Source organism: Leucobacter sp. USHLN153, from assembly GCF_037145615.1.
Lineage (GTDB): Bacteria > Actinomycetota > Actinomycetes > Actinomycetales > Microbacteriaceae > Leucobacter.
In genome coordinates, this window is the sequence record NZ_JBBCXE010000001.1 from 615,415 (window position 1) to 640,271 (window position 24,857).

Here is a 24,857-nt window from a genome sequence, read left to right on the forward strand (position 1 = left end):
CTCAGCTGAGCTGGACCAGCCGCACCTCGAGCGTCCCGATCACCAGATGCTCGGTTGCCGGTGCGACTTGCCCCGCCTCGAGCGGCTCGGGATCTCCCGAAGCGCTAACGACGGAGAGGCCGTTGGTCGAGTTCAGGTCTTCGATCGTCCAGTCATCGCCATTGCGGCGCAGCCGAACATGCGACTTCGACATCGTGCGCGTCGGGTCGCTGATCTGGAGTACCGAGGAGTTCTCGATCGGCGTCGGCTTTCGACCCACGACGACGTCGTCGCCGGGGAGTTCAAGCGTCTCCCCTCCGGGAAGCTCAATACCCCAGCGCGCGCGGCGGGAAACCACCACCGTGCGATCTTCATCCAGGTCGAAGTCGTCGGGGGCGGATGCGGAAGCAATGGGCGCGGGAGCGACGGGCGCGGGAGCAACGGGCGTGGGAGCGACCGGGGTCTGGATGGCCGGCGTGCGCGGGATCGGCGCCTGGGCAACGGGTGATGCGGCGGGGTCGTTCGACGGCGCCTCGGGCTCGACACGCTTCGGCGACAACTCCGAAGGTCCATGCGCGAACGACTCCGCCTGAAGCTCGGCGGGAGCGGGAGCGGGAGCGGGAGCGGGAGCCGCCGGTGTTTCCGCGGCGGGCTCCGCTTCAGCGGCTTGTGCCGGCCCGGAGGCCGACGCTCGCGGCCCCGGAGTCTGGTCAGCTGGAGGCGCGGGCATCATGACGGGGCCGGACACTCGACCCGTGCTGGCGGCGTCAGCGACGGGCCAGGAGAACGGCTGCGGTGGCGCGACTCCCCCGAGCGGCGCCGGAGCGGCGGGAACCGCGCCCTCAGCGGCAAGCCGCTCGTAATCGCCCTCGGTCGTGCGGCTGAAGCCCCAGTCGCTGACGCGGGGCGCGTCGGTCTGCTGAGCCGGGGCACCTGGCGCGCGCGGCGCCAGCGGATCAGGCACCGGCGCATCGAAGGTGTTCGGCTCATCCGGCCATGCATTGGCGGGGCGTTCTGCTGCACGGCGATCCGCCCCCTCACCGAGCTGCAACAGCGACCACGGATCCTGAGCGGGCTGCGACGGTGATTGCGGCTGCGGGACCGGAGGCAACCCCTGCCAGGCGGGATCCGCCGGCGCCGCCGGCGCTCCCGTGAAGTCCGCCTGCGATGCGTAGCCTACGGGCGCAAACCCATCGTTCGCGCCATCGAAAGCGGCCGCAGGGCCGAATTCGGATCCCGAGCCGCTCGCGGGAGCATAACCCTGCGCGCCGAACTCTTGATCTCGCAGTTGCGACGCGAAGATCGTCGCCCACAGCGGCGGGATGAACGCTCCGAGCACGGTGAACCCACCGCCCCGGCCGAACTCGCCGTTGATGCGATGGATCGCGATGATCGAAACGATGAGTACCACGATGCCGAGACCCGGCACGATACCGAGCAGCACGAGCCAACCGGGGATCCCGCCGCGCTGGAGGAGCTGCCACTGGTTGAACACCGGGATCCACCCCCACCCCGAGGGTAGCCCGAGGTACGGGAAGAGTCGCGAGAGCGCCCAGAGATACCAGACGTACACGGCGAGGCCGACGAGCGACCAGATGCCGAAGATCATGAAGAAACCGACGCCGAGGTGCGCCTGGGTCCCGTAATCCATCAATCACTCTTTCCCGCCGCGAGACCCGACCGTGCCAGGCGCGGTGTTCCGCGGCATCATCGCACCCAGCGTAGCGCGACGCGCCGCGACGGGGCACCCAGCGGGCCCATTGCAGCGAACTACTCGGAACCCGTTTCAGTAGCGGGCTCCGATGCCGCAGCGCGCGCCGCCTCGTCAGTCGTCGGCGCGTAAGCGAGCTGCACGATCTGGTGCCCGCGTGCCCGCGAAATGATCTGCGCGCGCCCCGGAGCGCTCGGAACGGCCTTGACCTTACCGATCAGCTGCCCTTCCTCCGGGCTGCCACTCAAGAGAATGCCGGTGACCCCGAGGTCGGTCATGCCCTGGAGGATCGGATCGTAGGCCGCGCGCGAGGCGCCGCCCGAGCGACGAGTGACGATCACGTGCAGGCCCACGTCGCTCGCCTGCGCGAGCAGCTGCGCGAGCGGCGCCGCTGGGTTGCCCTGCTGCGTGGCGACGAGGTCGTAATCGTCGATGAGCACGAAGCCCTCGGCGCCCGACCACCAGCTCCGCGTGCGGAGCTCCTCGGCGGTGACATCCGGTCCGGGGAGGCGACCCCGGAAGAATTCGACGAGCTGCGCGACCGCGCCGGTCGCCTGGTCGGCGGTCGTGAGGTAGGCGCCGAGGTACTCCTCGGGGATCTCGCCCAGGTGCGCCCGTCGGTAGTCGATCATGAAGATCCGCGCCTGTCCCGGCTCGTACCTGCGAGCGATCTCGTGCACGATGCCGCGCAGCAACGACGACTTGCCGGAGCCCGAGTCACCGTAGAGGAAGAGGTGCTGCTCGCGCGTGGGATCGATGCCGACCGGCGCGAGCTCTGCCTCATCGATACCGAGGAGCAGCTGCCGCGGATCGGCGGCGGGGTTATTCCGCAGCTCCTCGAGAGGCAGGCGCTCGGGCAAGAGGCGGAGCTTCGGCCCGTGCTCCCGCTGCCACGCGCTGCTGATCTTCGCGACCAGGTCTTCGACGCCGTCCACAACGGTTTCCGCGGCGGAGTCGCCGTCGATGCGTGGAAGCGCGGTGAGCATCTGCAGACCAGCAGGATCGAGGCCTCGCCCGGGGATCGCAGCGACGTTCGCCGCGGCTCGCCGGTTGACCTCGGAATCAGAGGGGTCGCCGAGCCGGAGCTCGATGCGGCCGCCGAGGAGGTCCTTGATGTTCGGGCGGATGTCGAGCCACCGGCTCGCGGTGAGCACGACGTGGACGCCGAAGCTCAGACCGCGCGCGGCGAGCTGCTGCACCGCGGCCTCGAGCATTTCGTAGTCGCTCCGGAGCGTTGCCCAGCCGTCGATCACCAGGAAGATGTCGCCGTAGCCGTCGTCGGCCTCTCCCCGCTCTCGCCGAGCGCGATACGTGTCCATCGAATCGATGCCCTCCGTGCGGAAGAACGCCTCGCGTGCGTTGAGCAGCGACGTCACCTCGGCGACGGTTCGCCGAATCACCTCGGGCTCGCCGCGCGTCGCAAGGCCCGCGAGGTGCGGCAGCCCGCGCAGACCGGCGAAGCTCCCGCCGAAGTCGATCACGAAGACCTGCACCTCCTGCGGAGTGTGCGTCAGCGCGAGCGCCGAAACGAGCGTGCGGGCGGCCGTGCTCTTGCCCGAGAGCGGAGCGCCGACGATCGCCACGTGCCCCGCGGCGCCCGACATGTCGAGGGTGAGCACATCGCGGCGCTGGTAGAGCGGGACGTCGATGATGCCGAGCGGCACGGTGAGTCGCCGGCGCTCGCGCCAGCGCGGGGCGTGCAGACCGAGCTCGTAGCTCACCGAGAGCTTGCCGAGCAGCTGGTCGAGCGTGGCGGGCTCCTCGAGCGGCGGCAGCCAGACGCGGTGCGCGGCGGGACCGAGGCCCGCCATTCGGGAGACGGCGAGCTCGAAGGTGCTGCGGGTTTCCTCCGGCTCCGCGGCCGCGAGCGCGGCGGCGCGCCGCTCCGCCTCGGCCTCAACGCGAGCCGCTTCAGCGGCCGGGTCCGTGAGCTGCTGGGGCGCCGCCGTGAACGGCGTGATGCGCTCGACCCCGGTCGAACCAGTGCTCAGTTCTGGCGCGTTGCTCGCGCGGCGGGCGGGCGCCGGACCCGAGACGTAGGCGGCACGGAACTGAATCAGGCGTTCCTCGCTGCCGACCTTGAGCAGGCCGCCGCCCGGCTCCTGCGGGAGATAGTAGGCGTCGGGCACGCCGATAACGGTGCGCGACTCGGCCGCCGAGAACGTGCGGAGGCCCATGCGGTAGGAGAGGTAAGTGTCGAGCCCCTTCAGGCGCGACTCCTCGAGCCGCTGCGACGCGAGCAGCAGGTGCACGTGGAGCGAGCGGCCGAGTCGACCGATCGCGACGAATGACTCGATGAACTCGGGCTTCGCGCTGAGCAGCTCGGAGAACTCGTCGACGACGATGAGGAGAGCGGGCAGCGGCGGGAGGTCGTCGCGGCCGTTCTTCCGGGCGCGCTCGTATTCTCCGACGTTCACGAAGTTGCCGGCTGAGCGGAGGAGCTCCTGGCGCCGAACCATCTCGCCCTGCAGGGCGTCTTGCATGCGGTCGACGAGGCTGATCTCCTCGCCGAGGTTCGTGATGATGGCGGACACGTGCGGCATCTCCGCCATACCCGCGAACGTGGCGCCGCCCTTGAAGTCGACGAGCACGAAGTTGAGCTGCTCGGGAGAGTGCGTCATCGCAAGCGAGAGCACGAGGGTGCGCAGCACTTCGGATTTGCCGGAGCCGGTCGCACCGATGACGAGACCGTGCGGCCCCATGCCCTGCGACGCAGATTCTTTCAGGTCGAGGATCAGCGGGGCGCCGCTCGTGTCCTGCCCGATGGGCACGCGCAGCCGGTCTCGTTCCGGGAGGTAGCGCCACTGCTGCGAGAAGTCGAGATCGCGCACGTCGGGGAGGCCCAGCAGTTCCACGAGGCTCTGCTGGCGCTTGCTCGCACGGGACGCCGACGCACCACCGCCCTCGCGGTGCAGGGGCGCGAGGCGTCGTGCCACCGACTCCGCCTCGACCACACTCATGAAATCAGGCGAGATCTGCTGCGCCTGCGTGCGGCCCTCTGCCACCTCGGCCGTGCCGGCCGCGACATGGATTCGCGCCACGTTCGGATCGTCGTTGTCGTCCCAGTGAGTCGGCAGTTCCAGCACCGTGACTCCCTGCAGCCCGCCCGCGAACACCGAGTCACCAGAGCTCGCGCTCACGCCGTCGACCACGATCAGGAGGTGCGGACCCGGAGCGGCGGGTCCGTCGAGGGTGAATCGAGGACGCTCGCGCACGTCCGCCGGAAGCATGCGCAGCAGCGTCTCGAGGTCCGAGCCGATCATTCGGGCTGCTCCCAGTGAGTCGCGCAGGCGCGCGGACTGCACGTGAGGAAGCCATTTCGCCCATTCCCAGTGCGGCAGCGACTCCGGACTCGCGGCGATCACGATCTGCAGGTCCTCGGGGCTCTGCAGTGCGGCCGCGTGAGAGACGATGCTCCGAGCCAGGCCGCGGATCCGCTCGATGTCGTCACCAACGAGCTGGAGGCTCCGATAGTGCGTGAGCCTGAGATAGCTCGGCAGGTCCGGCTGGGTCTCATGCGTGATGAGGAAGCGATGCGCCGCGGTCGTCGCGACAGGATCGAGATCAGCGATCGGCGGCAGCTCGGGTGCGACGAGCGTCAGGCAGAGGGGCTGCTCGCTGGTGCCGATACGCACTGCGAGGTGGTCCTCGCCATGCGGGTCCCGCTCCCAGACACGGGTGCCGTCTTCGACGAGGAAACTGAGCGTCTCTGGGGCGGGATAGCGCCAGTTGCGCTCGCGACGCTGCGCCTTCGCCGCCGTGCGCACCGTCTCGCGGAGTTCGCGCAGGTATGCCAGGTACTCGCGGCGCGCACTGAGCATCGAGGCCTGCCGCGACGCACGCTGACGCCAGCCGTTGACGAACACGAAGCCGAGCGCAGAGATGAGAAACATCCCGCCGGTGATCCACCCTGTGGGGCCGGCGTTGCTCACGGACACCATGATGATGGCGCCGACGCTGCCCAGCATCGGCAGCGCGGAGGTGAGCAGGCTGCTGCCGCCGTCGGCGGGTTCGATCTCTGGCGGTGCCTGCAGCGTGACGTTCCCCGAGGGCACACGCGGCGGGGCGAGTCGGCTACTCATCGCGGGTTCCTTCTCGAGGGCAGATCGCGAAACGGTACTGATGTCATGTGCTGCGCCTTACTTCTGGCAGGCGAGAGCTGCGGACAATGTTGCTTCCACCTCGGTACCCTGCGAAAGGTCGACCTCGCCGATCGCAGGAGCTTTGCCGGACGCGATCGAAACGACCGTCGCTGAGCCGGAAAGGTCAGAAAGCGAGGCAACGACTGCCGAACCGAGATCGGTGAACTCGGGCAGACCGGTGCCGCTGAAGACGACCAGCTCGTCGTCTCCCATTACCGACACCGTGATACGCCCGGGCGTCTCGGAGTCCGATGCGGGCAAGAGGGCGCTCGCGCTTCGGCCGTCTTCGGCCTGCGCCGCGAAGGTGTGCGCGGAGCAGCTCATCGTCGAGAAGTCAGCCGACACCGAGCGATCGTCACCGTCAACAGCGAAGTCGATCGTTGCGGTCGGCGGATCCGGCACCTCGGTCGGCACGGCCGGCTTGGCGGGCGTCGCCGCCGTTTCGCCGCTCTCGGCGCTCGGAGTATCACCTCCGGCCGATCCGCACCCCGACAGGAGCATCGCGCCGCCCGCGAGCAGCACGGCGGCGAGCGCCGGCCTCACTCTGCGCATACGAGTGCCGCGCTGATCGAACCCTCGAACTGCTCGGCGTTCTCGGTATCGAGGCCCGAGCCGCTCGGTGCGTCCGCGGGGCTCTCGATTGCCTCGGTGACGGTGACCTCGCCGTCGCCGGCGACCGTGACCTTGTCCCCCTCGCGCTCGACGTCGAGCCGATCGGCACTAAAGCTCACGAGTGACTCGCCGTTGATCCACGCCGAACCGCGGAAGTTATCGCGACTGTCGTCGAAGTGCGCCGTCACCGAGGCGAGATCACCCGAGACCGTCGTCGCGCTCGCCTGCGTCGACGTACAATTCATGTCGTCGAACTGAGCGTCGACGCTCTGCTCCGCGCCGTCGGCGTCCGTGTAGGTAATCGTCACGGTCGAACCCGCCGCCGCGGAGCATCCGCTGAGCGCCGCGCACGCGACGAGCGCGGCGCCCACGGCCCCCCAGACTCGCATCAGCGGGTCCACGCCGTCGCTCGGCGCGCATCGTGCGATCCCACGGTATCGACGTGCTGCTGGGCGCGGCGGCGCGCCGCGTGCGCGATGCCGTTCAGAGCCTCGATCTGCCGATTCCACTTGCGGGAGGCGTCGGCGAAGGCCTCGCGCGCGTCACCATCCCATCGCTGCTGGAGCTCCGAGAGTCGGCTTTCCAGGTCGCGCAACGTCCCCTCGATCGCGTCCAGGCCCACCTGCACCTCGTCAAGCCCGCCGGTGGCGCCCCGGGCCACTCGAATACTCATGGTGTCTCCTCCTGCAGCTGTGAGACGATCGCTTGCGCGTCAGCCGGCAAGCGATCGCGATCCGGTATCGGAAGCAGCCCAGAGCGTAGCACCTCATCCGGCGAGCGCTCACCGCTGAGGAGCGCTCGGAACTGCGCTCTCTGCTCGGGGGTCCGGTTGATGTCGTCGGCCGCCACGCGGAGCGCTCGATGCAGTTCACGCATCAGCGGAGCAGTCGGGGGAATCGAGGTCACGAGAACCGTCTCGGGATCGGCTCCGCCCGGTGCCGGCCGGAGCCACGTCTCGAGTTGCGCTTGTGCGTCCTCCAGTGTGCCGCGCTCGCTCATGCGGTCTCCTCCATCGCCGGGACGAACAAATCTTGGGTGACATTTCCGAGATCAGCTGTCAAACCTTCAACCGCCTTGAGGATGTCGAGCAACGTCAGGAGATCCTGCACGCCGTCCCACACCTTCTTCGCCCGGTTAGCGGCGTATAGGAGCGAGAGACCGGCGACGCCCCAGCCCGCTACCGCACCCACTCCGGTTTCGGCGGTCGCGGTGCCTGCGGCGGCAGCGACCGCCGCAACGATCACCGCGTCCATGAAAGCGTACGCTGCGCCCGAGAGCACATCGAACTCGGCTTCGACGCCCTCGAGGAAGGAGTTGAAATTGTCGCTTGCTTCACCGATCTCGTTCGCCGCATCGCGCAGCTTCTCCACGAGCTCAGCGAAGTACGACTGCGCGCTGTTCGCCGCGTACCCCTGCCAGTACACGGAGAGCGCTCCGGCCGCGGCCTCGACGTTGCCCGAGACGTCCAGGAGCATGTCGCTCAGGCCCTTCAGCGTGTGCTTGAACTCGTAGAGATCGATCCAGCGTCCGCCGAACGCCTGGACCAGCTGATCCTTGATGTTCTGCGCGCCGACCCAGCCGAAGACCGTCCAGTACCACTCCGACGGACTCAGCACGTCGCCCGGGATGAGCTGCGTCTCACGGTCATTGAGATAGTCGTACTGCCCGTCCGAGGCGAGGTAGTAGCCCACGCCCCCTCCGGGCATCGAGTTCACCGTGAAGAGCAGCTCGTCGGTGCGATCGTATTCCGGGGCGATGTCGGCCGCGGAACGGCGCCCCGGCGCATCCGGGTCGAAGTTGTTGTACTCCGTCGGGTCCACGGCGTCGAGCTCAGCGGCGGTCTGCATGTCGATCGTGCGCGCCTCCGTCGCGACCTCCCGCAGCTCAGCGCCTACGCCGTTCAGCACATCGCGGACATGGCGCAGGAACGGCGGTAGCCCGGCGTTGATCTCGGCCGCACGATCGGCAGCTCCCTGATACAGGGGGTGGTCGGCCGCACTCCCGATGGGGTTGCTGCTGATCCAATCCGCGGCATCCGATACCGCCGCTGCCCACTCCTCGAACCCGCCAGCCTGCTGGTCGAGGCCGCCGGGCGTGATCCAGAAATCGGTGTCTGACGTTCCGGTCATTCGCCGAACCCTTCTTCGCGGCTTCCGGCACGCGAAGCGTCCGCTGCCGGGCCTCCCTCGCGCTCGTCCTCGATCTTCGGGGCGAGGTACCCGAGACCGGATCGCGCGCCCTTCTTCTTCTGATCCGAGCCACCTGCACCGGCGCCCATCATCATCCCGCCGGACCGCATGCCGCGGGCCGCCCCGGCACCGGATGAGCCGCCAGCCGCACCTCCGCCGGCCGCGCCGCCCGCGCCCGCGGTCGATGCCGCTCCACGCAGGCCCCCGGCGCCCGCGGCGGAAAACTTCTGCCCGAGTCCGCCAGCGGCACCCCCGCGCAATCCCAACCCGGCGCCTCGGCCCGCCACGAGACGCGCACCCGCGGCAAGCCCCGCGGCACCGATTCCCGCGGCACCGAGGCCGCTCCGGGTGGCAGTGCCGTCTACGTCCTCGGCATTCGGGTGACCAGCAGTGACGTCGCCACCAACGGAGCCGTCATTGCCCTCGTTCCCGCCATTCCCGCCCGGGTTGAACGTCGGGTCCGTGGGCGGTTGCCACTCCGTGTCGGGGAACTGCGGCCCCGTGCCGTCGTTGCCGCCACCGGTCCAGGTCCCGCCTCCGCCGCCGGATCCTCCGCCCGGGTACGTGAATCCCGGCCCTCCCGTGCCGGTTCCGACACCGCCGGGGCCGCCGCCGAAGCCCGGCCCGCCGGAGCCTGGCCCACTCACGCTTCGGAAAGCCCGATCGGGGCCGCCGACCGTGAACTCCGGTACCTCCTCGACGCCGCCGTCATCGAGCGGCAGCGGGTCGTACTGCACCGAGAGCGACTCGATCTTACTCTTCTCCACCTGCACGATGCTCTGCATCTGCACGAGGGCGTCTGCGGCGGCCGCCTCGCGGCCAGCTCCCAAGCTGTTCGCCAGGCTCTCGACACCGCTGTTGAGATCGATCTTCCCGAAGAACGGCACCTCGACGGTCTTGCCCTGGTTGACCGCGTCATGCACCCAGCCCGGCACGACGCCGCTCGGGAGCGACGAGAGCAGCCGCTGCGCCTCCGATCGGCGCACCGTATTCGCACAGCTCGCGGCGCACGAGGTCTCGCTCATGCCCGTGACCAGCGACTGCGCGTCGTTCAACATCCGACGGAAATGACCCAGGTTCGTATGGTGCACGCGGAGGCGCGCGAGCGCGGTCTCCGCCGCGCGGCCCTGCCATTTGCCCTCGAGCTGCGCGACCGTGCCCGCAATCTTCTGCTGCACCCCGTCGACCGCGCTGATCAGCGAACCGAGACGGTCGATCCGCCAGTCATCGCCGAAGGCGAGCTCCTCGAGGAGCCGCTCGTTGGATCTTGCGCTCATGACACGTACTCCTCGTGCTGCTGCGTATTTCGATAGGAAAGATTTTTGCGTGATCGGACCACGACGATGGGGACGATGATCGCGGCGGCGACAACTCCGAGGAGCAGCACGCCTCCGACGATGAGAATGGGCATCAGCGCAGACTGGCCGTCCGTCGCAGCATCGTCCGCAGTTGTCTCCGTGCCCGGCTCCGGCCCCGACCCCACCATCTCGGCGGAGGGCCCGGCCGCCCAGGCGCAATTCGCAAGGGGATCGTCGTCGTTCGGCGTCGCGCCGGCGGCGCCGGATCCGCACCTCGGATCGTCGCTCGACGCCACGAAAAGCGGGTTCTCGTCAGGGAACTGCGTCGGGTCCACCGCGAGCATCGACATCGGATTCACGATGCCGTAGCCGTAGAGCACGCCGCCCCACTCGGGCTCGTGCTGTTCGCCCGCGCCGGTCGTGCGCACCATCGCCTGGAGCACCTGGAATGCCGACGCCTCGGGGTACTTCTCGAGCCCGAGCGCAATCGTTCCCGCGACGAGCGGAGTCGCGAGTGAGGTTCCCGACCCGAGTCCGGGCTCCCACGCTCCCTCCGCGGCCGGAACGAGCATCTGGAAGGCCGGGCCCGCGAAGCCGAGGTTCGAGATGCCCCGCGACTCCTGCTCGATCCCGGTCGTCGGATCCACGCCACGGATCGGCTTGCCGTCGTTGTCGACCCCGCCGACCGCGACCGAGCCGTTCAGGCCCGCGGGGAGGAGGTTCAAGATGTCCTGAGTCGTCGCGTCGGGATTCAGAGTGCCCGCGACGATCGGCACGCCGGCTCGCAGCGCCTTCACCGCAACCGGGGACCAGCTCGAGTTGTCCCAGACGGAGGCCAGCGACGACACGTTGATGATGTCGACTCCGTCGGCAAGCGCTTGATCGGCTGCAACAGCCGTCGGGGAACTCAGAATCGCGTCATCGACGACGTCGTACTCGCCGTCCGATACGTCGGGCTTGCGATCCGCGGCGAACTCGCCCGTCACCGGGTTGTACGCCGCGCAATCCTTGCTCGCGTCGCTCGCGGGGTCAGCCGCGGCGTAGAACTTCACCGAGGCATCGGGCACGATACCTCGCGCGCCGGCTCCGCCGTCGGCTGCGACCCCCGTCCCCACGAGCATGGACGTCACATTCGTGCCGTGAAAGCGCGAGGGATCGTCGGTCGTCGCGGGCAGCTCGTCGCCGCTCACCGCGTCGCGGCAGAACTGCCCGCGCACCTCGATATCGGCGCCCTTCAGCTCAGCCACGTCCGTGTTGATCGCGTCGTCGATCACGGCGATCGTGACGCCCTCGCCGGTCAGGCCCTTGTCGCGGATGTCATCGAACTTCATGCGATCCGCATACCAGAGTGCGGCCTCACGACCGTCGGTATCGAGCGCCGCGTAAGCCGGAGCGACGCCGCCCACGGTGAGCAGGAGCGCCACCGCCGCGGCACCGACGACGCGCCCCACCCGAATCATCCCCACGACTGGTTGCTCGAGGTACCGCCGTCGCCCGCGGGCGAGATCTGCGGGCCGCCGCGCGACTGGGTGAGCCCCTCGACGTTGACGCCGCGAAGCGTAGCTCCGATCTCCTCGTCGAGATCGTGCAGCGCCTGAATCGCCTGAGCCGACTCGGCACAATCCTGCTGAATGCGAGTGAGCAACTGAGAGAACTCCGCTGCGAACGACCCGCCGGCCCACTGGAGAGTGTCGACGTAGAACTGCGCGGACGCGGCCCGCGTGCCACTCACCGCCGCGAGCTGATCAGGCGACGGCGCGCTCGGATCGTACTCGCCGAGACTCCACACGGTCTCCTTGGCGCCGCTTTCGGCTCCCACGCGTGAACTGTCGGACATTGTGTCTGCTCCCCCTCAGCATTCCACCCACTCACGAGCCCCGCCGCTTCCCCCAGCGCGGGCTCGGTACTGCTCAGGAGGGCGGTCGCCGCGTCGACACGCGCACCGCCCTCCCCTCCGGCTCAACCGGCGAAACGACCCGCGTTGCGAGCGTCGCTCGCGTTGTACGCCTGGGCGATCTGCTCCGTGCTGCTCGAGATGCGCTCGAGCAGGGACTGCAGCTCGCCGAGCGACTGCGTCCACTGGCGCTGCGCCGCGTCGTACGAGTTCTGCGCCTCGCCGTTCCACGCGCCACGGAGCTTTCCGACCTCGGACTCCAAACGCTCGATCTCCGAGCGGATCCCCTGCGACCCATTCCGGATCTCGGCGGCCAAAGCGCTGACCTGTGCCGTCTGCACTGACATCGACTGCATGCTCATGATTCCTCGTTCCCCTGAAGCTTCGTTCGTACCGTCAGTTGCCCGACATCATCGCGCCGAGGCCGGAAATGGCCTGCTGGTGCTCCTGCTCGGTCGCAGCCTGATCCTGCTCGGTCCCGCGAAGCGCATTCTCGAGGTCGATGAGCACGTTGTTGAGCTTCACGGTCTCGGCGTCCCAGCGCTGCATGAGCTGCGTGAACGAACCGGCGGCAGCGCCCTGCCAGTAGCCGCGCAGCTGCTCGATATCGCCGCGCACCTTCTTCGTCTGCTGGTCGATGCCGGCCTTCGCCTCAGCGACCGCCTGCTGTCCGCGGCGAAGAGCTCCCTCTTCAGCCGAAATGGTCTGTGCCATAACGTTCCCCTTTTTCCTAGCGTGTCGACCCCGGATTGGGGCACTCACTCCCTCGGCTCCCCCGCCCAGGGCGAAATCGCCAGTGACGACGCTACGCGAAACTCGGCGCAGATGCCAGCGGGGCAACGGACATTAGACCTCGCCGGTCACGGTCGCGGCCGTGAAGCTGCGCTCCCCGATTCTGACGCTTGCGCCGGTTTCCATGCGCACGCGCGCGCCCGTCGGAAGCTGGCTGACCTCGCCGGTGTCGTCGACCATTTCGGAGCCGTTGGTCGACCCGAGGTCCGTCACCCACACGCTGTCACCGCGATATTCGAGCCGCAGGTGCGTCTTCGACACCGAGCCCGCGGGGTCCTCGACGGTGACGAGCTGATCCGCGGGGTCGCTCGCCTCCGGGCGTCGACCGAGGTTGACGACGGTCGGAATGCGGAGCTGGACTCGCTGGCCCGTGTCGAAGCTCAGGAGGAGGAGCGTGGTCGTGCGACGCGGGGCCGGAGCGGGCGGGATCGGCGCGTCGACCGCGATAACGCCCTCGGGGAGGGCAGGCGCCGCTTCGGCGGCCGGTACGGGCTCCGCAGGGCCGGGCTGTGAGGCAACGGGTGCACCTTGGGTCGCTGACGGGGGGCGGATCGAGCCGACGGCCGCGTCTCGCTCCTGCCGGTCGGGCTCGATCACCGTTGCTGCCGCCGGACGCGCCGCCTGGGGCGCTGTCGCTCCGGGCGGCACCGCTGTCGCTTCCGTCGCAGTGCGGGGTGCGCTCTGCGCCCAGGCCTCCGCACTCCGCGACCACGCGGCGCGCTCGGCCTCGCTCGGCACCTTCACGACGAGCGTGCGACCGGCACGGTCGGCCCAACTGCGCCCCATGCGCATCGGATCCGCGGCGCTCGTGGCCACGACGGCCCAGCCTCCGACGAGGGCGACCAGGCTCCCCGCGCCCTGCACGAGCCCCCGGACGAACCCGCGCCCCATGCCGGGAGAGAACGGCGAGTCATCGCGCGCGGTGCGCAGTCGCAGCAGCAGGTTACCGACCGTCACACCCGTGCGGGCCTCGATGACGAGCAGGATCACCGCCAGCTCGACGAGCACGAGCACGCCGATGAGCAGACTGCGTGTGAGCATCCAAGCGATGGCGGCGAGCGCGAGGCACACCGCGGCGTCGATGGAGTAGGCGCCGATCCTCGCCCCCACGCCCGCGGGCCGAGCCCAGGCGCGTGACCGAGCAAGCGCGCCGGCGAGACGCGTATCGCGCGGAGGATTCGCGGGACGCGCGGGTGCCGCGATCGCGGGGCGCTCGCCGCGCGGGCGTGCGGGCCCCCTGCGCTGCGCCGGCGGGCGCTGCGGGTGCACGGGCTGAGCCGCCCGCCTGCCTCGATTCCGGCCTTGGCCCGGACCCTGTGCCTGCCCCTGCGCGGCATCGCTCATGCGGCGAGCACCCCCTGCAATAGATTCAGCGTCCCGGCTGCGAGCACCCCGGCGGGGAGCACGAGCGCGATGGCAATGCTGTCCACGATATCTCCTGTGCGCGACCACCCGAGCGAGCGCTCGCCGCGAGCGAGCGAGAGCACCGAGACGCCTGTGGCGGCACCCGCCACGAGCAGGGCACCGGCCGCAAGCAAGCTCCCTCCTGCCGTGAGATGCGGCGCGCCGAGCAGCGCGAGTAGCAGGAGTCCGACGATTGCGGCCAAGCGCGGTGGGGTGCGCAGCGAGACCGCCGCCATGCGTCGCGAGGTCAATACGAGGCCGAGCACGATCCAGATCGCGCAGAGTACGGCCGCAATCCGTTCGACGGTGCCTCCCCGATGAAGCGGCACGATCGCCGCCGGAATCCCCGCGGCGGCGACCACCGAGAGGATCACCACGGTCCACTCGAGCCGCGCCTCGACGGCCGAGACGAGACCGCGCACGCGATCCGCATCGACTCGCTCGATCGACTCGGGCACGCGCCCCCGCACAGTCCATCGCAGCACCATGAACCGTCCGTAGTCGATGTGATAGCCGGGATCGACCCCCACGAGCATGCTCGGCGCGGCTCTCAGGCCGATCGTCGCCGCGGCGGCGGCAACGATGAGCATTTGCGGTGCGGACCAGCCGAGCGCCGGGCTGAGAAAGGCGAGGGCGGCGAACGCCGCCGCGATCACGACGAGCGGCACGGCCCCGGCGCGGAGCCGGGGAGCGGTCGCCATGAACGCCAGAAGCGCGGCAAGCACTGCGACCGCGGACGAGGCGATCGCGAGCAGGATGACGGGTTCAGCTGCGAACTGAGGCAGCACCGCGAGTGCTGCGGCGAAGGCGGCGAGCACAACGGCCGCGATCGTTCCCTCGCTGCGAGCATGAGCGCGGCTCGCCGAGACGAGCGCGCAGCCGAGGGAGGCGAGTGCCAGCACTGCTACCGCGATCCACCGCATCTCCGGCACCAGCGTCGCGAGCAAAGCTGCGCCGACTCCGAATCCCGTGAGCGCCCACGGCGCCGTGCGCAGCCGCTGCGCGTTCTCGATCGCGGGGCCGCTCTCCTCGCGCTCGCCGGGAAGACCCGCTACTGAATACAGACCGCCCTCGCGGAGCTCGGCAGCTGCAGTGCCGGCATCGACCGAGCCGCCATCTGGGCCGAGCACCCGCTCGCCCGCCACAAGATGCACTCCGACGGCGGCGAGCGCGCCGGCGAGATCGGTGTTCTGCGGCACCACGAGATCGTGCCGGGTCCCCGCCGCATCGAGCGCGATCCGGCGCAGGCTCGGCGCAGGCTGACTCACGCCAGACAGTGTAGCGTCGCTCGAGAACCGGCGCCCCGCGGCGGACGCCGCGCTGAGATCCGCACTAGGATGCTTGCTGGAACCCGGGGAAATCCATCGATCGCACGAGGGGGAAGTGCGTGAGCGCAGAAACAGCCGACGCGAGTGCTCTCGTGCGTCTCTCGGTGGTGCACGCCGAGCGACGCGTCGACCTCGCGATTCCGGGTCGTCTTCCGCTCCTCGAGGTGCTCCCGGGCGTTGCGCGGGGCCTCGGAGTGCTCGACGCCACGCTGCTGCACGGCGGCTATCGCCTGACTCGAGCCGATGGGGCCGAACTCGACCCGACCCGCGGGGCGCTCGCGCAGGGCATCGACCAGGGCGAGATCCTGACGCTGACGCGGGGCCAGCTCGTCGCCGTTCCCCGCCGCTACGACGACGTCGTCGAGGCCGTGATCGACGCGACCTCCGCGCATCACACCTCGTGGCGACCCGAGGACGCCGCTCGCACCGCCACCGCCGTGAGCCTGACGTTGGTCGCCCTCAGCGCGATCCTGCTCGCCCTGCAGCCCGCCACGTCGCTGCTTCCCGCGCTCATCGCGGGAGTCGGCACTCTCGTGCTCCTCGGCCTGACCGCGACTCTCTGCCGCACCCGTCAACACGAGGCCGGTCTCGGCTTCGGCTTCGCGGCCGCCGGGTTCGCCGGCCTCACGGGGTATCTGATCGCGCACGGGCAGTCGCTCTGGGGTTTCGGGCTCGCAGCCGGGGCGCTCGGGCTCATCGTCGGCGGCGGTGCGGCACTGCTCGTCGCCACGAAGCCCGTCGAGCTCCTGGTGCTTCCGGTGGCTCTCGGCGTCGCGCTCGCGATCCCATCCGGCATCGTCGGCATCACCGGCGTCGATCCGGCGGGCCCGTACGCCGTGATGATCGCGTGCGCTGGCCTCCTCGCGGGTGCGCTCCCCTGGCTCACGCTCAGCAGCACCCGCATCCGGGTCATTTCGCCGATGAGCGAGGCGGAGATGTTCGATGTCCCCGAGCCCGTCGACCCCGAGCGCATCGCCGCCCGAGTCGATTCTGGGCATCGCCTGCTCGTGGCGCTCCGTGTCGCCTTCGCGATCGCGGTGCTCGTCGCGACGCCGGTCGTCGCGAGCGCCGGCTGGACCGGAACGCTGCTCACGCTCGCGTGCGGCGCCGTACTCATGTTCCACTCTCGCCAGTCGGCCCGGCGGGCGTCGGTGATCGTGCTGCTCGCGGGCGGCACCGCGATCCTCGCGGTCGCCGGTCTCACGACGATCCTGAGCCACCGCGACCACGCACCGCTGCTGCTCACCGCGCTGCTCATCGCCACGGGCATCGTCACGGGCCTCACGCTGCTGAGCACGCAGGCGAGAATGCGGATCGCCACCCTCGGCGACACGGTCGAGGTCATCCTGCTCGCGCTGCTGCTGCCGCTCGGAGCGATCGCGGCGGGGCTCGCGTAGGCCGTGGCGACCAAGAAGGATCTGCTCGAGGCGCAGAATTTCAGTCGGGCCCGACTGCTCTCGGCGTTCGTCGGTGGCGCACCGGGCGGTAAGGAACTCGAACCGGCGAAGCCCCTGCGCGCCGTGTTCGCCGGCATCGCCCTCACCGCGATGGTCGTGCTCGCCGGCGTCTTCATCGGGCTGATGCAGCCGAAGCTGCCCGGTGGCTGGGAGAACAACCGCCTGATCGTGGCGAGCGACACGGGCGCCCGCTACGTCAGCGTCGACGGCACGCTGCACCCGGTCATCAACACGGTGAGCGCGCGCATGGCGATTCCCGCGGGCGAGTTCGACGTGGTGACCGTGAAGCAGGGCGCGCTCGACGGCATCCCGATCGGCGGCACCATCGGCATTCTCGGGGCGCCCGACACGCTGCCGGAACCCGCGCGCCTCGATGGCGAGCGCTGGACCGCGTGCGCGACCCCCGAAGCGACGCAGCTGCAGATCGGTGGAGAGCGCCCCGCGGCGGCCGCCGCAGGCACGGGCTTGGTCGTGACGAGCGAGGGCGAGACGTACGTGATCGCCGGTGGCAAGAGTTATCTCGTGCCCGAGCGCGATCGCACCGCGGTACTTCGCGCCATCGGCCTCGACGGCAGCTCCCCCCGTGAGGTGCGGGGAGAATGGCTCGCGCTCTTCTCTCCGGGCGACGACCTGGCGCCGCTCCCCGGGGTTCGCGGGGGCGCGGTCGACGAGGTGGGGCTGCCGAGCGGTTCGGTGATCCGCCCCACCGGCGGAGCCGACGACGAGCGCTACCTCCTGACCGCCGATGGATCGCTCGCTCGCCTGAGCGACCTCGCATATCGCCTCTACCTGCTCGATGGCGGCTCGGGCAAGCTCGGCGAAGAGGTCGAGATCAGCCCCTCGCAGATCGGCGCGCTCGACACGGCAGAAGCCGCAGGTCCCGCGAGCTGGCCTCAGCAGCCCCTCACCGGGGTCGCTGGGAGCGAGGCGCCGTGTGCAACGCTCGCAGGCGAGGCGGCGGATCAGCGCACCGTGCTCGCGGAGCCCGGCGCGCAGCTCGAGCCGGGTGCGGGCGAGACGGAGACTCGCAGCACCTCGGAGAGCGCCTCCGGCACCACGACCGTGAATGTCACGGAAGACGGCGGTGCGCTCGTGCGTAGCGGACGCGAGGGACTCCTCACCCTCGTCGACACGAGCGGCACCGCGTACGCCGTGCCCGGTGATGCAGCCACCGGTGCGAAGCGCCTGGGTTATTCGACGAGCGACGTCGCGGTCGTGCCCGCGACCTGGGTGCAACTGTTGCCGGCGGGGCCGGCGTTGACCGCCGAGGCGGCGACCGCGAGCCCCTCCGCGGGTGCCGGCGCGGAATCGGGTTCATGAAGCAGCGCGGGCTCCGAGTCGCGGCCCTCGCGCTTGCCGCGTGCTGCGGCGTCGCCGCTTTCAGCGCTGCGCTGGTGAGCGAGACGCCGACGCCGGCCTTCGCGGCCGAGAGATGCGCGCCGGGCGTCATGGCGCGTCTCCCCGGGCCGCCCGAAGCGTTCGCGGCGATGGGCTGGTTTCCCGAGAGCGGCGCCGATCTCCCGACGGGATCCGGTGTCACGGTCGCCGTGATCGACTCGGGCATCGACGCTTCCCGCCCCCAACTCGAGGACGCTTTCACGCCGGGCAGCGACTCACTCATCGCGGACGGCGAGCGCACGGACGGCCTCGGCGATCCGCAGGGGCACGGCACCGCAATCGCTGGAATCATCGCGGCCCGCCCGTCAGCGACCGCGGGCGCGGTCGGGATCGCGCCCGATGCGCGGTTGATTTCGCTGCGCGTATTCCGGGGCACCGATGAGGAGAGCGTGCGTGGCGGTTTCGGGCCCGAGCCCGAGCGCGTCGCCGCGGCGATTCGCAGGGGTGCGGATCTCGGGGCTCAGATCATCTCGGTGTCGCTGAGCGATGATGCCGATGTCGCATCGATGCGAGCGGCGACCGCGTATGCCGCGTCACGCGGATCGCTCGTGGTCGCGAGCGCCGGAACACGCGGCTCCGAGTCGGACGCCGGGGACGCACCGCGGTATCCAGCGGCGTATCCCGGAGTGCTCTCGGTCACCGCCGTCGACGCCGACGGGCTTCCGACCGACGACGCGATCCACGGCGCCCACGTCGGCGTTGCGGCTCCCGGGCAGAACGTGCTTTCACTCTCGACGGGCGGCGGGGACTGCCTCTACGGGGAGACGCCCGAGGCCAGTTTCGCGACGGCGTACGCTGCGGGCGCCGCCGCCCTGCTCGCGGAGCGCTACCCCGAGGAGGGCCCCGCGGGCTGGGCGTACCGTTTACAGGCGACGGCGGCTCGGAGCGACCCCGACTCGCGCGATGATCTGCTCGGGTGGGGCGTGATCCGCCCGACGGAAGCGCTCGACCTCCGGCCGTCGGCCGCGACGCGCGGGCCGGCGAGCCCATTCGCCGACACCAGCGATGCCGCGGTGCCCATTCGCGAGACGAGCGTCACGACACACGCGACCGAACCGGGCAATCAGACGCTTGTGGTGTCGATCGCGGCGGTCGCCGCCGGTCTTGTGGCGCTGTTCGCGCTGGGAGCCCGGCTCCGCCGGAAGTGATGCGAGCCGGACCCGATTCGGGCTCCGAACGGTCAGCTGAAGACGACGAACGCGATCGCGGTCAAGCCCCCGGCTGCCAGCACCACGCTCACGCCGAAACCGATGACGGTCGCGATACCGAAGCGCCGGTCCGCGCGCTCGAGTGAGCGCAGGCCGCTCCGGTCGGCGGCGGGCGGGAGCGCCGCGGCTGGAGGCGGAGGGCCGATTCGTGCGTCCGTCTCCCGCGAACCAACGTTCAGCCGTCCAGCTCGCGACGTCGACAGCACCGGAAGCGCCGGCGTGACGCCGCGCCTCGGGAGCGCCCGCTCCGGCGCCTCGTTCGGCGCAGTCGGCACGCGGTACTTCGTGCTCAGCGGAGACTTGAACATGCGCGCGGCGAGTTCCGGCGGGAGCTCGGCGCGGCGCGGCTCCGCAACCGGAGGCGCGGGATTCACCGCGCTGCGGCTCGGCACTCGCGCGGCGGTCTGGGCGGAACGCGGCGCGCCGGTCCCGGGCGCTCGCGGTACGACGACGGTCTCCTCCGGCGCCACCGGATCCGGGGCCGCGACCACCACGGTGTCGTCGGAGGGTTTAGGAGCGCCCGCATCGTGCTGGTCTCCGCGTCCGGCTTGCTCCGCGGCAGCGACCGCGACGGTCTCATGGACGGGATCCGGTTGCGCTGCGGGCACGACGACCGTCTCGTCCGCGTCCCCCGAAGCTGCGACGGCGACCGTCTCGTCTGAAGTCTCCGAAGCTGCGACGACGACCGTCTCGTCGCCTTCGTCGGGCTGCGGCTCCCCTGGTCTCGGTTCGCCCGCGGCCGCCCCCCGCGACTCCGTCACCGTCCGCGCCTCGGCACGGTCGCGCTCAGGGTGACGTCGTCCTCGGTGGCCGTGGCGGATCCGGTCGGCATGATGTGCCATGCGTCGCCCCCGGCCACAACATCGACCACGATCACCGTGATGTTGTCTCGCCCTCCCGCGGTGTTCGCCCGCCGCACGAGCTCCTCAGCGACCGCCTCCGACGAGCCGCCCATCGTGAGCACCGCCCGCAGCTGATGATCATCGATCTCCGTCGTGAGGCCGTCGGAGCAGATGAGCAGACGAGCGCCGTCCTCGACGGGTAACAGCCAGCTATCGGCCGTCGTATCTGCCGATCCGAGAGCCCGGGTGATGACGTTGCGCCCGGGCAGTGTCGCCGGATCGTGCGCACCGCCCGCGATCATCTCGTCGCGCAGCGAGTGGTCGACCGTGATCTGGTGCAAGTCCGCGCCGCGGTGCAGATAGACCCGGGAGTCGCCGATATTCAGCACCAGCCAGTGCGGGCGACCGTCGTGCTCCACGAGCACCGCCCCCGTGAGCGTGCAGCCGGCCCCGCGTCGGCGATCCGCCGCCACCCGCGCGACCGCGTCGCGAGCCGCCTCGAGCGCGGCCCCCACCTCCGCGAGCGTCGAGGGTTCGCCCGCTGTGATCGCCGAAACGAACGCCTCGATCGCTGCGCGGCTGGCCTCCTCGCCCGCCTCGTGGCCACCCATGCCGTCGGCGACGAGGAACACCGGGTACTCCGCGCACGCGGAATCCTCGTTCACGGATCGCAACATGCCCACGTCCGTGCGCGCCGCAGCACGCACCTCAGGCAGCGTGTCCATTCGCATTATCGTCCTCCTGCGGTGGCGCGCCGGCCGAGGCGCAGCACCCGTCGTGTTCGTGTTCGTGTTCGTGGGAGGAGGGAACGCAGCGAGTACCGCGCGCGCAGCCGCCCCCAGAATCCCAGCGTTGCCCGTCGCGCTGCGAGCTCGTCGTCGACGAGCGCCCAGAGCCGCGTGACGTCCTCCTCATCGATACCCTCGCGAGCGTACACCGCACGGTCGACCGTCCACGCGATCCACGCGCCCGAGGGCAGCGCGAGCGCTTCGGCCGTCTCCCGCCGCCCCGCGGCCCCAGTCGCCATCCGACCCGTATCGGCGTAACCGTCGATCAGTTCGCTCCACGCTCCCAGTGCTCGCTCCTCCGCGCTCGGTGCAGAACGCCGACGACGCGAACGGATGCGCTTCGCGACGGGGATGAACAGCAGCGGAAGCGCAAGCAGCAGCAGCGCGAGTAACGAGAGCCCGATAGCGCGCAGGATCGGCCACAGCGCCGCGAACGAATCGCGCTCAGGGGAGTCCGACGAGTTCCCCGAGTCACCGCTCGTTCCCGAGGGCGGTTCCGCCTGGCTCGCGTCGCGCTCCTCGGGCACCGTCGGAAACTCGGGAAGCTGCTCGCCGCGCTCGAGGGCGCTCGGCGGTACCTCGACCTGCGGGCTCGCGTCGACCGCGACCCAGTCACCGCGATCGCCCCGCACCTCGATCCAGGCCGCGACGTTCGCCCCGGTGCACACCTCGTCGCATGCGGGCACCCCCGGCACTCCTGCTTCTTCGGTCGCGGCGTCGGCGCCCTGGGCAGCGGGGGCTCCATCGAGACGCACGCCGAGCACGACGCGGGAGTCGAAGCCCATTGCTCTCGCGATGAGCGCCGCCGCGGCCGCGAACTGCTCGTCGTCGCCGATGCCCGCGACGAGGGCGCGATCGTCGGCCTCGCTCCCGGCCGCGCGTTCCTGCTCGTTGAGCTGCGTGAAGAGCGCCTCGATGCGAGCGACGGAGTGACCGCCGGCGCTTGAAACGAACCGCGTGCCGTATTCCTCCGCGGCGGCCTCCAGCCAGTCGCGCTCGCCCTCGCCGTCGGTTAGCGAATGGCTCAAGTAGCCCCGGTCGCGAAGACGCTCGATCGCCTCGAGCATCCCCGCGCTCGTATCAGGCAACTGCTGCGTATTGAGCCACAGGGCGAGTTGCGGCATCGTCTCGAGGTCGAAGAGCGGCTCATCCTGCGCGGGTTCCGCCGCGAGCTCGGCGTCGTTGCTCGCGCTCATCGTCACGGTGTAGGCGTCGCCCTCGCGCACGCCGCTGCCCCGTGGCACGGCGATCGCAGCATCGCTCACACGGTTCACGTAGAACGCGTCGGCGAGCGCGGAAGCGCGGGGCCCCCCGAAGACGGGCGGCTCGGCGAGCGGCGGAGACATCGGGAGCCAGATGCCGGTGTACCCATCGGCGATCTCGACGGAGACCTCCGTGGGATCGGCCACCGCGTCACCGCTCGGGAAGCGCGTGAATCGCCCCGCGGCCCCATCCGCGACGAAGAAGTCGACTCCGTCGTAGCCGTCGAGCACCGCCATACGCAGCCGCTCGGGCACTGCACCCTCGACCTGCACCCGGAACAGCGGCGCGTCGAAGACGTCGTCGCGCTTCATGCCGCGATATCCGGCGAGCGGGCTCGTCTGCTCCTTCACCACGAGCTCGGGATCAATGCGATCACGCGGCACCTGCCGCTCGCCCGAGACGAGCGGTGACGCCGCGGCGCCCACTCCGAGCGCTACGAGTGCGGTCAGCGCGGCACTGATGCCGCGAACGATCTTGCCTCGGCGCGCACCGGGGGCGCGGACTCGCGAGTCGGCAGCGCGACCGAGTCGCAGCGCTCGGCGACGGCCGCTGCCCGAAGTCCACGCGACCCAGGCCGCACCGGCCACGCAGACGATGCCCCAGAGCGCGAGCTCGCGGGGCGCCGCGATGGTCAATGCGCCGAAGCGAAGCGGCGCGCTCACCGCGGATGAACCGAACAGTGTGCCGAATGCGACGGGCGCCAGTGCCGGCACCGCAGCGAGCGGGGTCGCGCGCCCGCCTCGGAGTGCCAGAGCCGTGATCGCGGCGCTCGCTAACAGGGCGACGAGCAGCCACGGCACCATGACCGCCTGGTACGTGCCCACCGGGAGAGTGAGCGTGAGCAGCTGCTTCCACCCGAGCGCGACGGCGGCGAGTCCGTCGAGCAGGCCGCGGAGCACGCCGGTCGCTCCCTCACGGAGCGCGCTGGGCACCGCGAGTGGCACGACGACGATCACGAACACCGCGACGAGCAAGGCCGCGGTCGCCGCGCCCCATCTCATGCGCCGTCCGAGCCAGACGACACCGAAGCCGATGGCCCACGCCGCGGCGCCCACGAGCCACACGCGTGGATCGCGATAGATCGGCTGGGCGGCGAACGCTCCCGCGGCGACCGCAGCTGCGCTGAGAAGGGCGGCGGCGGCGAGCATCGATGGAGCTATGCGGTTTCTCGCGTTCGCAGCGGTAGGGTGCGCTGATCCGGGCCGAGCGGAGCGTTTCACGCGAGGCCTCCCCGCACCATGAGCTGCGGCAGGTCCCCGATCGCGCCCAGTGTGAAGATCGTGCTCCGGTCGGCCAGGTGCACAGCAGGGTCGGCGAGGAGCTCCGCGCGCATCACGAGCACGCGGACGTCCTCCGTGAACGCGGCGGCGGCGCGGCGCAGCCGGGCCGGATCCGGAATCGACCCCGTCACCACCGCGACGATCGACAGCGGGCGCCGCGACTCCGCGAGGTTGCGCGTCAGGCGCTCGATCGGCAGCGCGTCCTCGGCGGGCTCGAGCTCCGCCCACGCGTCGAGCAGCTGCGCCGGTGTGTCCGCGGGGAGCTCCTCGACACCGTCGATGCTCGGACGCACGCGCCCCGGCGACCACTGCGACGCGATGAAGCGCTCGCGCCCCTCACGCACCGCCTGCAGGCCGAGCGACGCTGCAATGCTCACCCCGAGCTCGAATTCTTCGTCGCTCGCGTATTCGTCGCGGGTCGCATCGAAGAGGATCGCAGCGCGCGCGGTCTGCGATTCTTCGTACTGGCGCACCATGAGCGTGCCCGTCTTCGCCGTCGACTTCCAGTGCACGTGACGCAGCGCGTCCCCGCGCACGTACTCGCGGACGGCGTGGAATGAGAGGTCGGAATCGGTGAGGCGGCGGCTCGCAGCACCCTCGAGGTCGCGCACGAGACCCGCTGAACCCGGCGGGAGTTGCGCGGTGCGGGGGTGCACGTGCACGAGGTGCCGGTCGCGCCACGTGATGTCGCGACGCACGAGTCCGAGCGGATCGCGCCGCGCGAGGGTGAGTGGACCGACCTCGATGACGCCCCGCGATACCGCCGGGATACCGAGCGGCACCGATGCTGTGCCGTGCGGGCCGATGAACGGGATCGGGATCTCGCGCAGCGCTTCACCCACCGGCAGCTCTGCCGTGGCCGGCAACGCCGGGCGGGGCCCGGAGTTCTCGACGTCCACCTGCAGGCTCACCTCACCCCCGACGACCACGCGCACCCGGTCGATGGTGATGCGGATGAGGTACGCGCGCGACCCGAGCAGGAACGGCAGACCGATGAGCAGCAGCACGCCGAAGCCGATCGCGACGAACCACGCCTCGATCCAACCCAGCGCGGCGCCGAGCACCGCCGACAGCACGGCGACTGCGGCGACGAAATAGCCCGTCGGCGTGATCGTCTCGCGCACCCGCCGCCACTGGCGACGGACGCGGCGGCGGTTACGTCGCCACCAGCGCCTCGCCGCGCGCCGGCGCGCGCTGACGCGCCCCGTGACATGGAGCGTTTCACCGAACCGCGTGGTGGTGCTGCCACGCGTCTCAGTCCCCGTGTTCGAT

At 70.5% G+C, this 24,857-nt stretch carries 21 protein-coding genes; 3 read left to right on the forward strand and 18 right to left on the reverse strand.

What is annotated here, in order from left to right; all coding sequences use genetic code 11:
- Position 1: 1 nt before the first annotated feature.
- The 14 genes from WFH00_RS02835 to WFH00_RS02900 form a co-directional block, all read right to left on the reverse strand.
- On the reverse strand, positions 2-1,630 hold the full coding sequence (locus WFH00_RS02835; protein ID WP_336659086.1) for a DUF5684 domain-containing protein: 1,629 nt from the start codon (positions 1,628-1,630) through the stop codon (positions 2-4).
- A 119-nt stretch (positions 1,631-1,749) separates the two neighbouring features.
- Positions 1,750-5,772: a type VII secretion protein EccCa gene (gene eccCa, locus WFH00_RS02840; RefSeq protein ID WP_336659088.1), complete on the reverse strand. Its 4,023-nt coding sequence runs from the start codon at positions 5,770-5,772 to the stop codon at positions 1,750-1,752.
- 57 nt (positions 5,773-5,829) lie between these two features.
- A complete protein-coding gene (locus tag WFH00_RS02845) occupies positions 5,830-6,375 on the reverse strand; it encodes a hypothetical protein (protein WP_336659089.1) in 546 nt (181 codons plus the stop codon).
- A complete protein-coding gene (locus tag WFH00_RS02850) occupies positions 6,372-6,833 on the reverse strand; it encodes a hypothetical protein (protein ID WP_336659090.1) in 462 nt (153 codons plus the stop codon). Before WFH00_RS02850 ends, WFH00_RS02845 begins: the two co-directional genes overlap by 4 nt.
- Positions 6,833-7,117: a WXG100 family type VII secretion target gene (locus tag WFH00_RS02855; protein ID WP_336659091.1), complete on the reverse strand. Its 285-nt coding sequence runs from the start codon at positions 7,115-7,117 to the stop codon at positions 6,833-6,835. Before WFH00_RS02855 ends, WFH00_RS02850 begins: the two co-directional genes overlap by 1 nt.
- Positions 7,114-7,443: a hypothetical protein gene (locus WFH00_RS02860; RefSeq protein WP_336659092.1), complete on the reverse strand. Its 330-nt coding sequence runs from the start codon at positions 7,441-7,443 to the stop codon at positions 7,114-7,116. The genes WFH00_RS02855 and WFH00_RS02860 overlap by 4 nt, the downstream gene beginning before the upstream one ends.
- On the reverse strand, positions 7,440-8,573 hold the full coding sequence (locus WFH00_RS02865) for a hypothetical protein (protein ID WP_336659093.1): 1,134 nt from the start codon (positions 8,571-8,573) through the stop codon (positions 7,440-7,442). The genes WFH00_RS02860 and WFH00_RS02865 overlap by 4 nt, the downstream gene beginning before the upstream one ends.
- Positions 8,570-9,910 carry a hypothetical protein gene (locus WFH00_RS02870; protein ID WP_336659094.1) on the reverse strand — a complete coding sequence of 447 codons (1,341 nt, stop codon included), beginning with the start codon at positions 9,908-9,910 and terminating at the stop codon, positions 8,570-8,572. The genes WFH00_RS02865 and WFH00_RS02870 overlap by 4 nt, the downstream gene beginning before the upstream one ends.
- Positions 9,907-11,391 (reverse strand): S8/S53 family peptidase, encoded by a 1,485-nt coding sequence (locus WFH00_RS02875; protein WP_336659175.1) that lies wholly within the window; start codon positions 11,389-11,391, stop codon positions 9,907-9,909. Before WFH00_RS02875 ends, WFH00_RS02870 begins: the two co-directional genes overlap by 4 nt.
- On the reverse strand, positions 11,388-11,768 hold the full coding sequence (locus WFH00_RS02880; protein ID WP_336659095.1) for a hypothetical protein: 381 nt from the start codon (positions 11,766-11,768) through the stop codon (positions 11,388-11,390). Before WFH00_RS02880 ends, WFH00_RS02875 begins: the two co-directional genes overlap by 4 nt.
- Before the next feature lie 122 nt (positions 11,769-11,890).
- The gene (locus WFH00_RS02885; protein ID WP_442918768.1) at positions 11,891-12,187 is read right to left on the reverse strand and encodes a WXG100 family type VII secretion target; all 297 of its coding nucleotides are present in this window, start codon (positions 12,185-12,187) and stop codon (positions 11,891-11,893) included.
- A 34-nt stretch (positions 12,188-12,221) separates the two neighbouring features.
- Entirely contained in the window at positions 12,222-12,539 is a 318-nt protein-coding gene (locus WFH00_RS02890; protein ID WP_336659097.1) for a WXG100 family type VII secretion target, read from the reverse strand.
- A 132-nt stretch (positions 12,540-12,671) separates the two neighbouring features.
- On the reverse strand, positions 12,672-13,727 hold the full coding sequence (locus tag WFH00_RS02895; RefSeq protein WP_336659098.1) for an FHA domain-containing protein: 1,056 nt from the start codon (positions 13,725-13,727) through the stop codon (positions 12,672-12,674).
- A 230-nt stretch (positions 13,728-13,957) separates the two neighbouring features.
- Entirely contained in the window at positions 13,958-15,289 is a 1,332-nt protein-coding gene (locus WFH00_RS02900) for a hypothetical protein (RefSeq protein ID WP_336659099.1), read from the reverse strand.
- Positions 15,290-15,408: 119 nt separating this feature from the next.
- Between WFH00_RS02900 and WFH00_RS02905 the strand changes: the two genes are divergently transcribed.
- Genes WFH00_RS02905 through WFH00_RS02915 form a run of 3 tightly spaced genes read left to right on the forward strand, consistent with a single transcriptional unit; the run spans position 15,409 to position 19,352 of the window.
- Complete coding sequence (locus WFH00_RS02905) at positions 15,409-16,746, forward strand: EsaB/YukD family protein (protein WP_336659100.1); 1,338 nt, start codon at positions 15,409-15,411, stop codon at positions 16,744-16,746.
- 3 nt (positions 16,747-16,749) lie between these two features.
- Positions 16,750-18,126 carry a type VII secretion protein EccB gene (gene eccB, locus WFH00_RS02910; protein WP_336659101.1) on the forward strand — a complete coding sequence of 459 codons (1,377 nt, stop codon included), beginning with the start codon at positions 16,750-16,752 and terminating at the stop codon, positions 18,124-18,126.
- Positions 18,123-19,352, forward strand: coding sequence for a S8 family serine peptidase (locus WFH00_RS02915; protein ID WP_336659102.1), 1,230 nt, complete (start codon positions 18,123-18,125; stop codon positions 19,350-19,352). Before eccB ends, WFH00_RS02915 begins: the two co-directional genes overlap by 4 nt.
- Before the next feature lie 32 nt (positions 19,353-19,384).
- Here WFH00_RS02915 and WFH00_RS02920 read toward each other — a convergent pair whose 3' ends face one another.
- From WFH00_RS02920 to WFH00_RS02935, 4 genes are all read right to left on the reverse strand, one after another.
- Positions 19,385-20,173: a hypothetical protein gene (locus WFH00_RS02920; RefSeq protein ID WP_336659103.1), complete on the reverse strand. Its 789-nt coding sequence runs from the start codon at positions 20,171-20,173 to the stop codon at positions 19,385-19,387.
- The gene (locus tag WFH00_RS02925; RefSeq protein ID WP_336659104.1) at positions 20,170-20,985 is read right to left on the reverse strand and encodes a PP2C family protein-serine/threonine phosphatase; all 816 of its coding nucleotides are present in this window, start codon (positions 20,983-20,985) and stop codon (positions 20,170-20,172) included. The genes WFH00_RS02920 and WFH00_RS02925 overlap by 4 nt, the downstream gene beginning before the upstream one ends.
- Positions 20,985-23,453, reverse strand: a complete 2,469-nt coding sequence (locus tag WFH00_RS02930; protein ID WP_336659105.1) for a transglutaminase domain-containing protein — start codon at positions 23,451-23,453, stop codon at positions 20,985-20,987. Before WFH00_RS02930 ends, WFH00_RS02925 begins: the two co-directional genes overlap by 1 nt.
- A gap of 68 nt (positions 23,454-23,521) precedes the next feature.
- On the reverse strand, positions 23,522-24,709 hold the full coding sequence (locus WFH00_RS02935; protein WP_336659106.1) for a DUF58 domain-containing protein: 1,188 nt from the start codon (positions 24,707-24,709) through the stop codon (positions 23,522-23,524).
- Between the last annotated feature and the right edge of the window lie 148 nt (positions 24,710-24,857).

Coding starts and splice junctions, on each gene's coding strand:
- WFH00_RS02835 (WP_336659086.1), bottom strand. CDS start 1,630: ATGGATTACGGGACCCAGGCGCACCTCGGCGTCGGTTTCTTCATGATC.
- eccCa (WP_336659088.1), bottom strand. CDS start 5,772: ATGAGTAGCCGACTCGCCCCGCCGCGTGTGCCCTCGGGGAACGTCACG.
- WFH00_RS02850 (WP_336659090.1), bottom strand. CDS start 6,833: ATGCGAGTCTGGGGGGCCGTGGGCGCCGCGCTCGTCGCGTGCGCGGCG.
- WFH00_RS02855 (WP_336659091.1), bottom strand. CDS start 7,117: ATGAGTATTCGAGTGGCCCGGGGCGCCACCGGCGGGCTTGACGAGGTG.
- WFH00_RS02860 (WP_336659092.1), bottom strand. CDS start 7,443: ATGAGCGAGCGCGGCACACTGGAGGACGCACAAGCGCAACTCGAGACG.
- WFH00_RS02865 (WP_336659093.1), bottom strand. CDS start 8,573: ATGACCGGAACGTCAGACACCGATTTCTGGATCACGCCCGGCGGCCTC.
- WFH00_RS02870 (WP_336659094.1), bottom strand. CDS start 9,910: ATGAGCGCAAGATCCAACGAGCGGCTCCTCGAGGAGCTCGCCTTCGGC.
- WFH00_RS02875 (WP_336659175.1), bottom strand. CDS start 11,391: ATGATTCGGGTGGGGCGCGTCGTCGGTGCCGCGGCGGTGGCGCTCCTG.
- WFH00_RS02880 (WP_336659095.1), bottom strand. CDS start 11,768: ATGTCCGACAGTTCACGCGTGGGAGCCGAAAGCGGCGCCAAGGAGACC.
- WFH00_RS02885 (WP_442918768.1), bottom strand. CDS start 12,187: ATGAGCATGCAGTCGATGTCAGTGCAGACGGCACAGGTCAGCGCTTTG.
- WFH00_RS02890 (WP_336659097.1), bottom strand. CDS start 12,539: ATGGCACAGACCATTTCGGCTGAAGAGGGAGCTCTTCGCCGCGGACAG.
- WFH00_RS02915 (WP_336659102.1), top strand. CDS start 18,123: ATGAAGCAGCGCGGGCTCCGAGTCGCGGCCCTCGCGCTTGCCGCGTGC.
- WFH00_RS02925 (WP_336659104.1), bottom strand. CDS start 20,985: ATGCGAATGGACACGCTGCCTGAGGTGCGTGCTGCGGCGCGCACGGAC.
- WFH00_RS02930 (WP_336659105.1), bottom strand. CDS start 23,453: ATGCTCGCCGCCGCCGCCCTTCTCAGCGCAGCTGCGGTCGCCGCGGGA.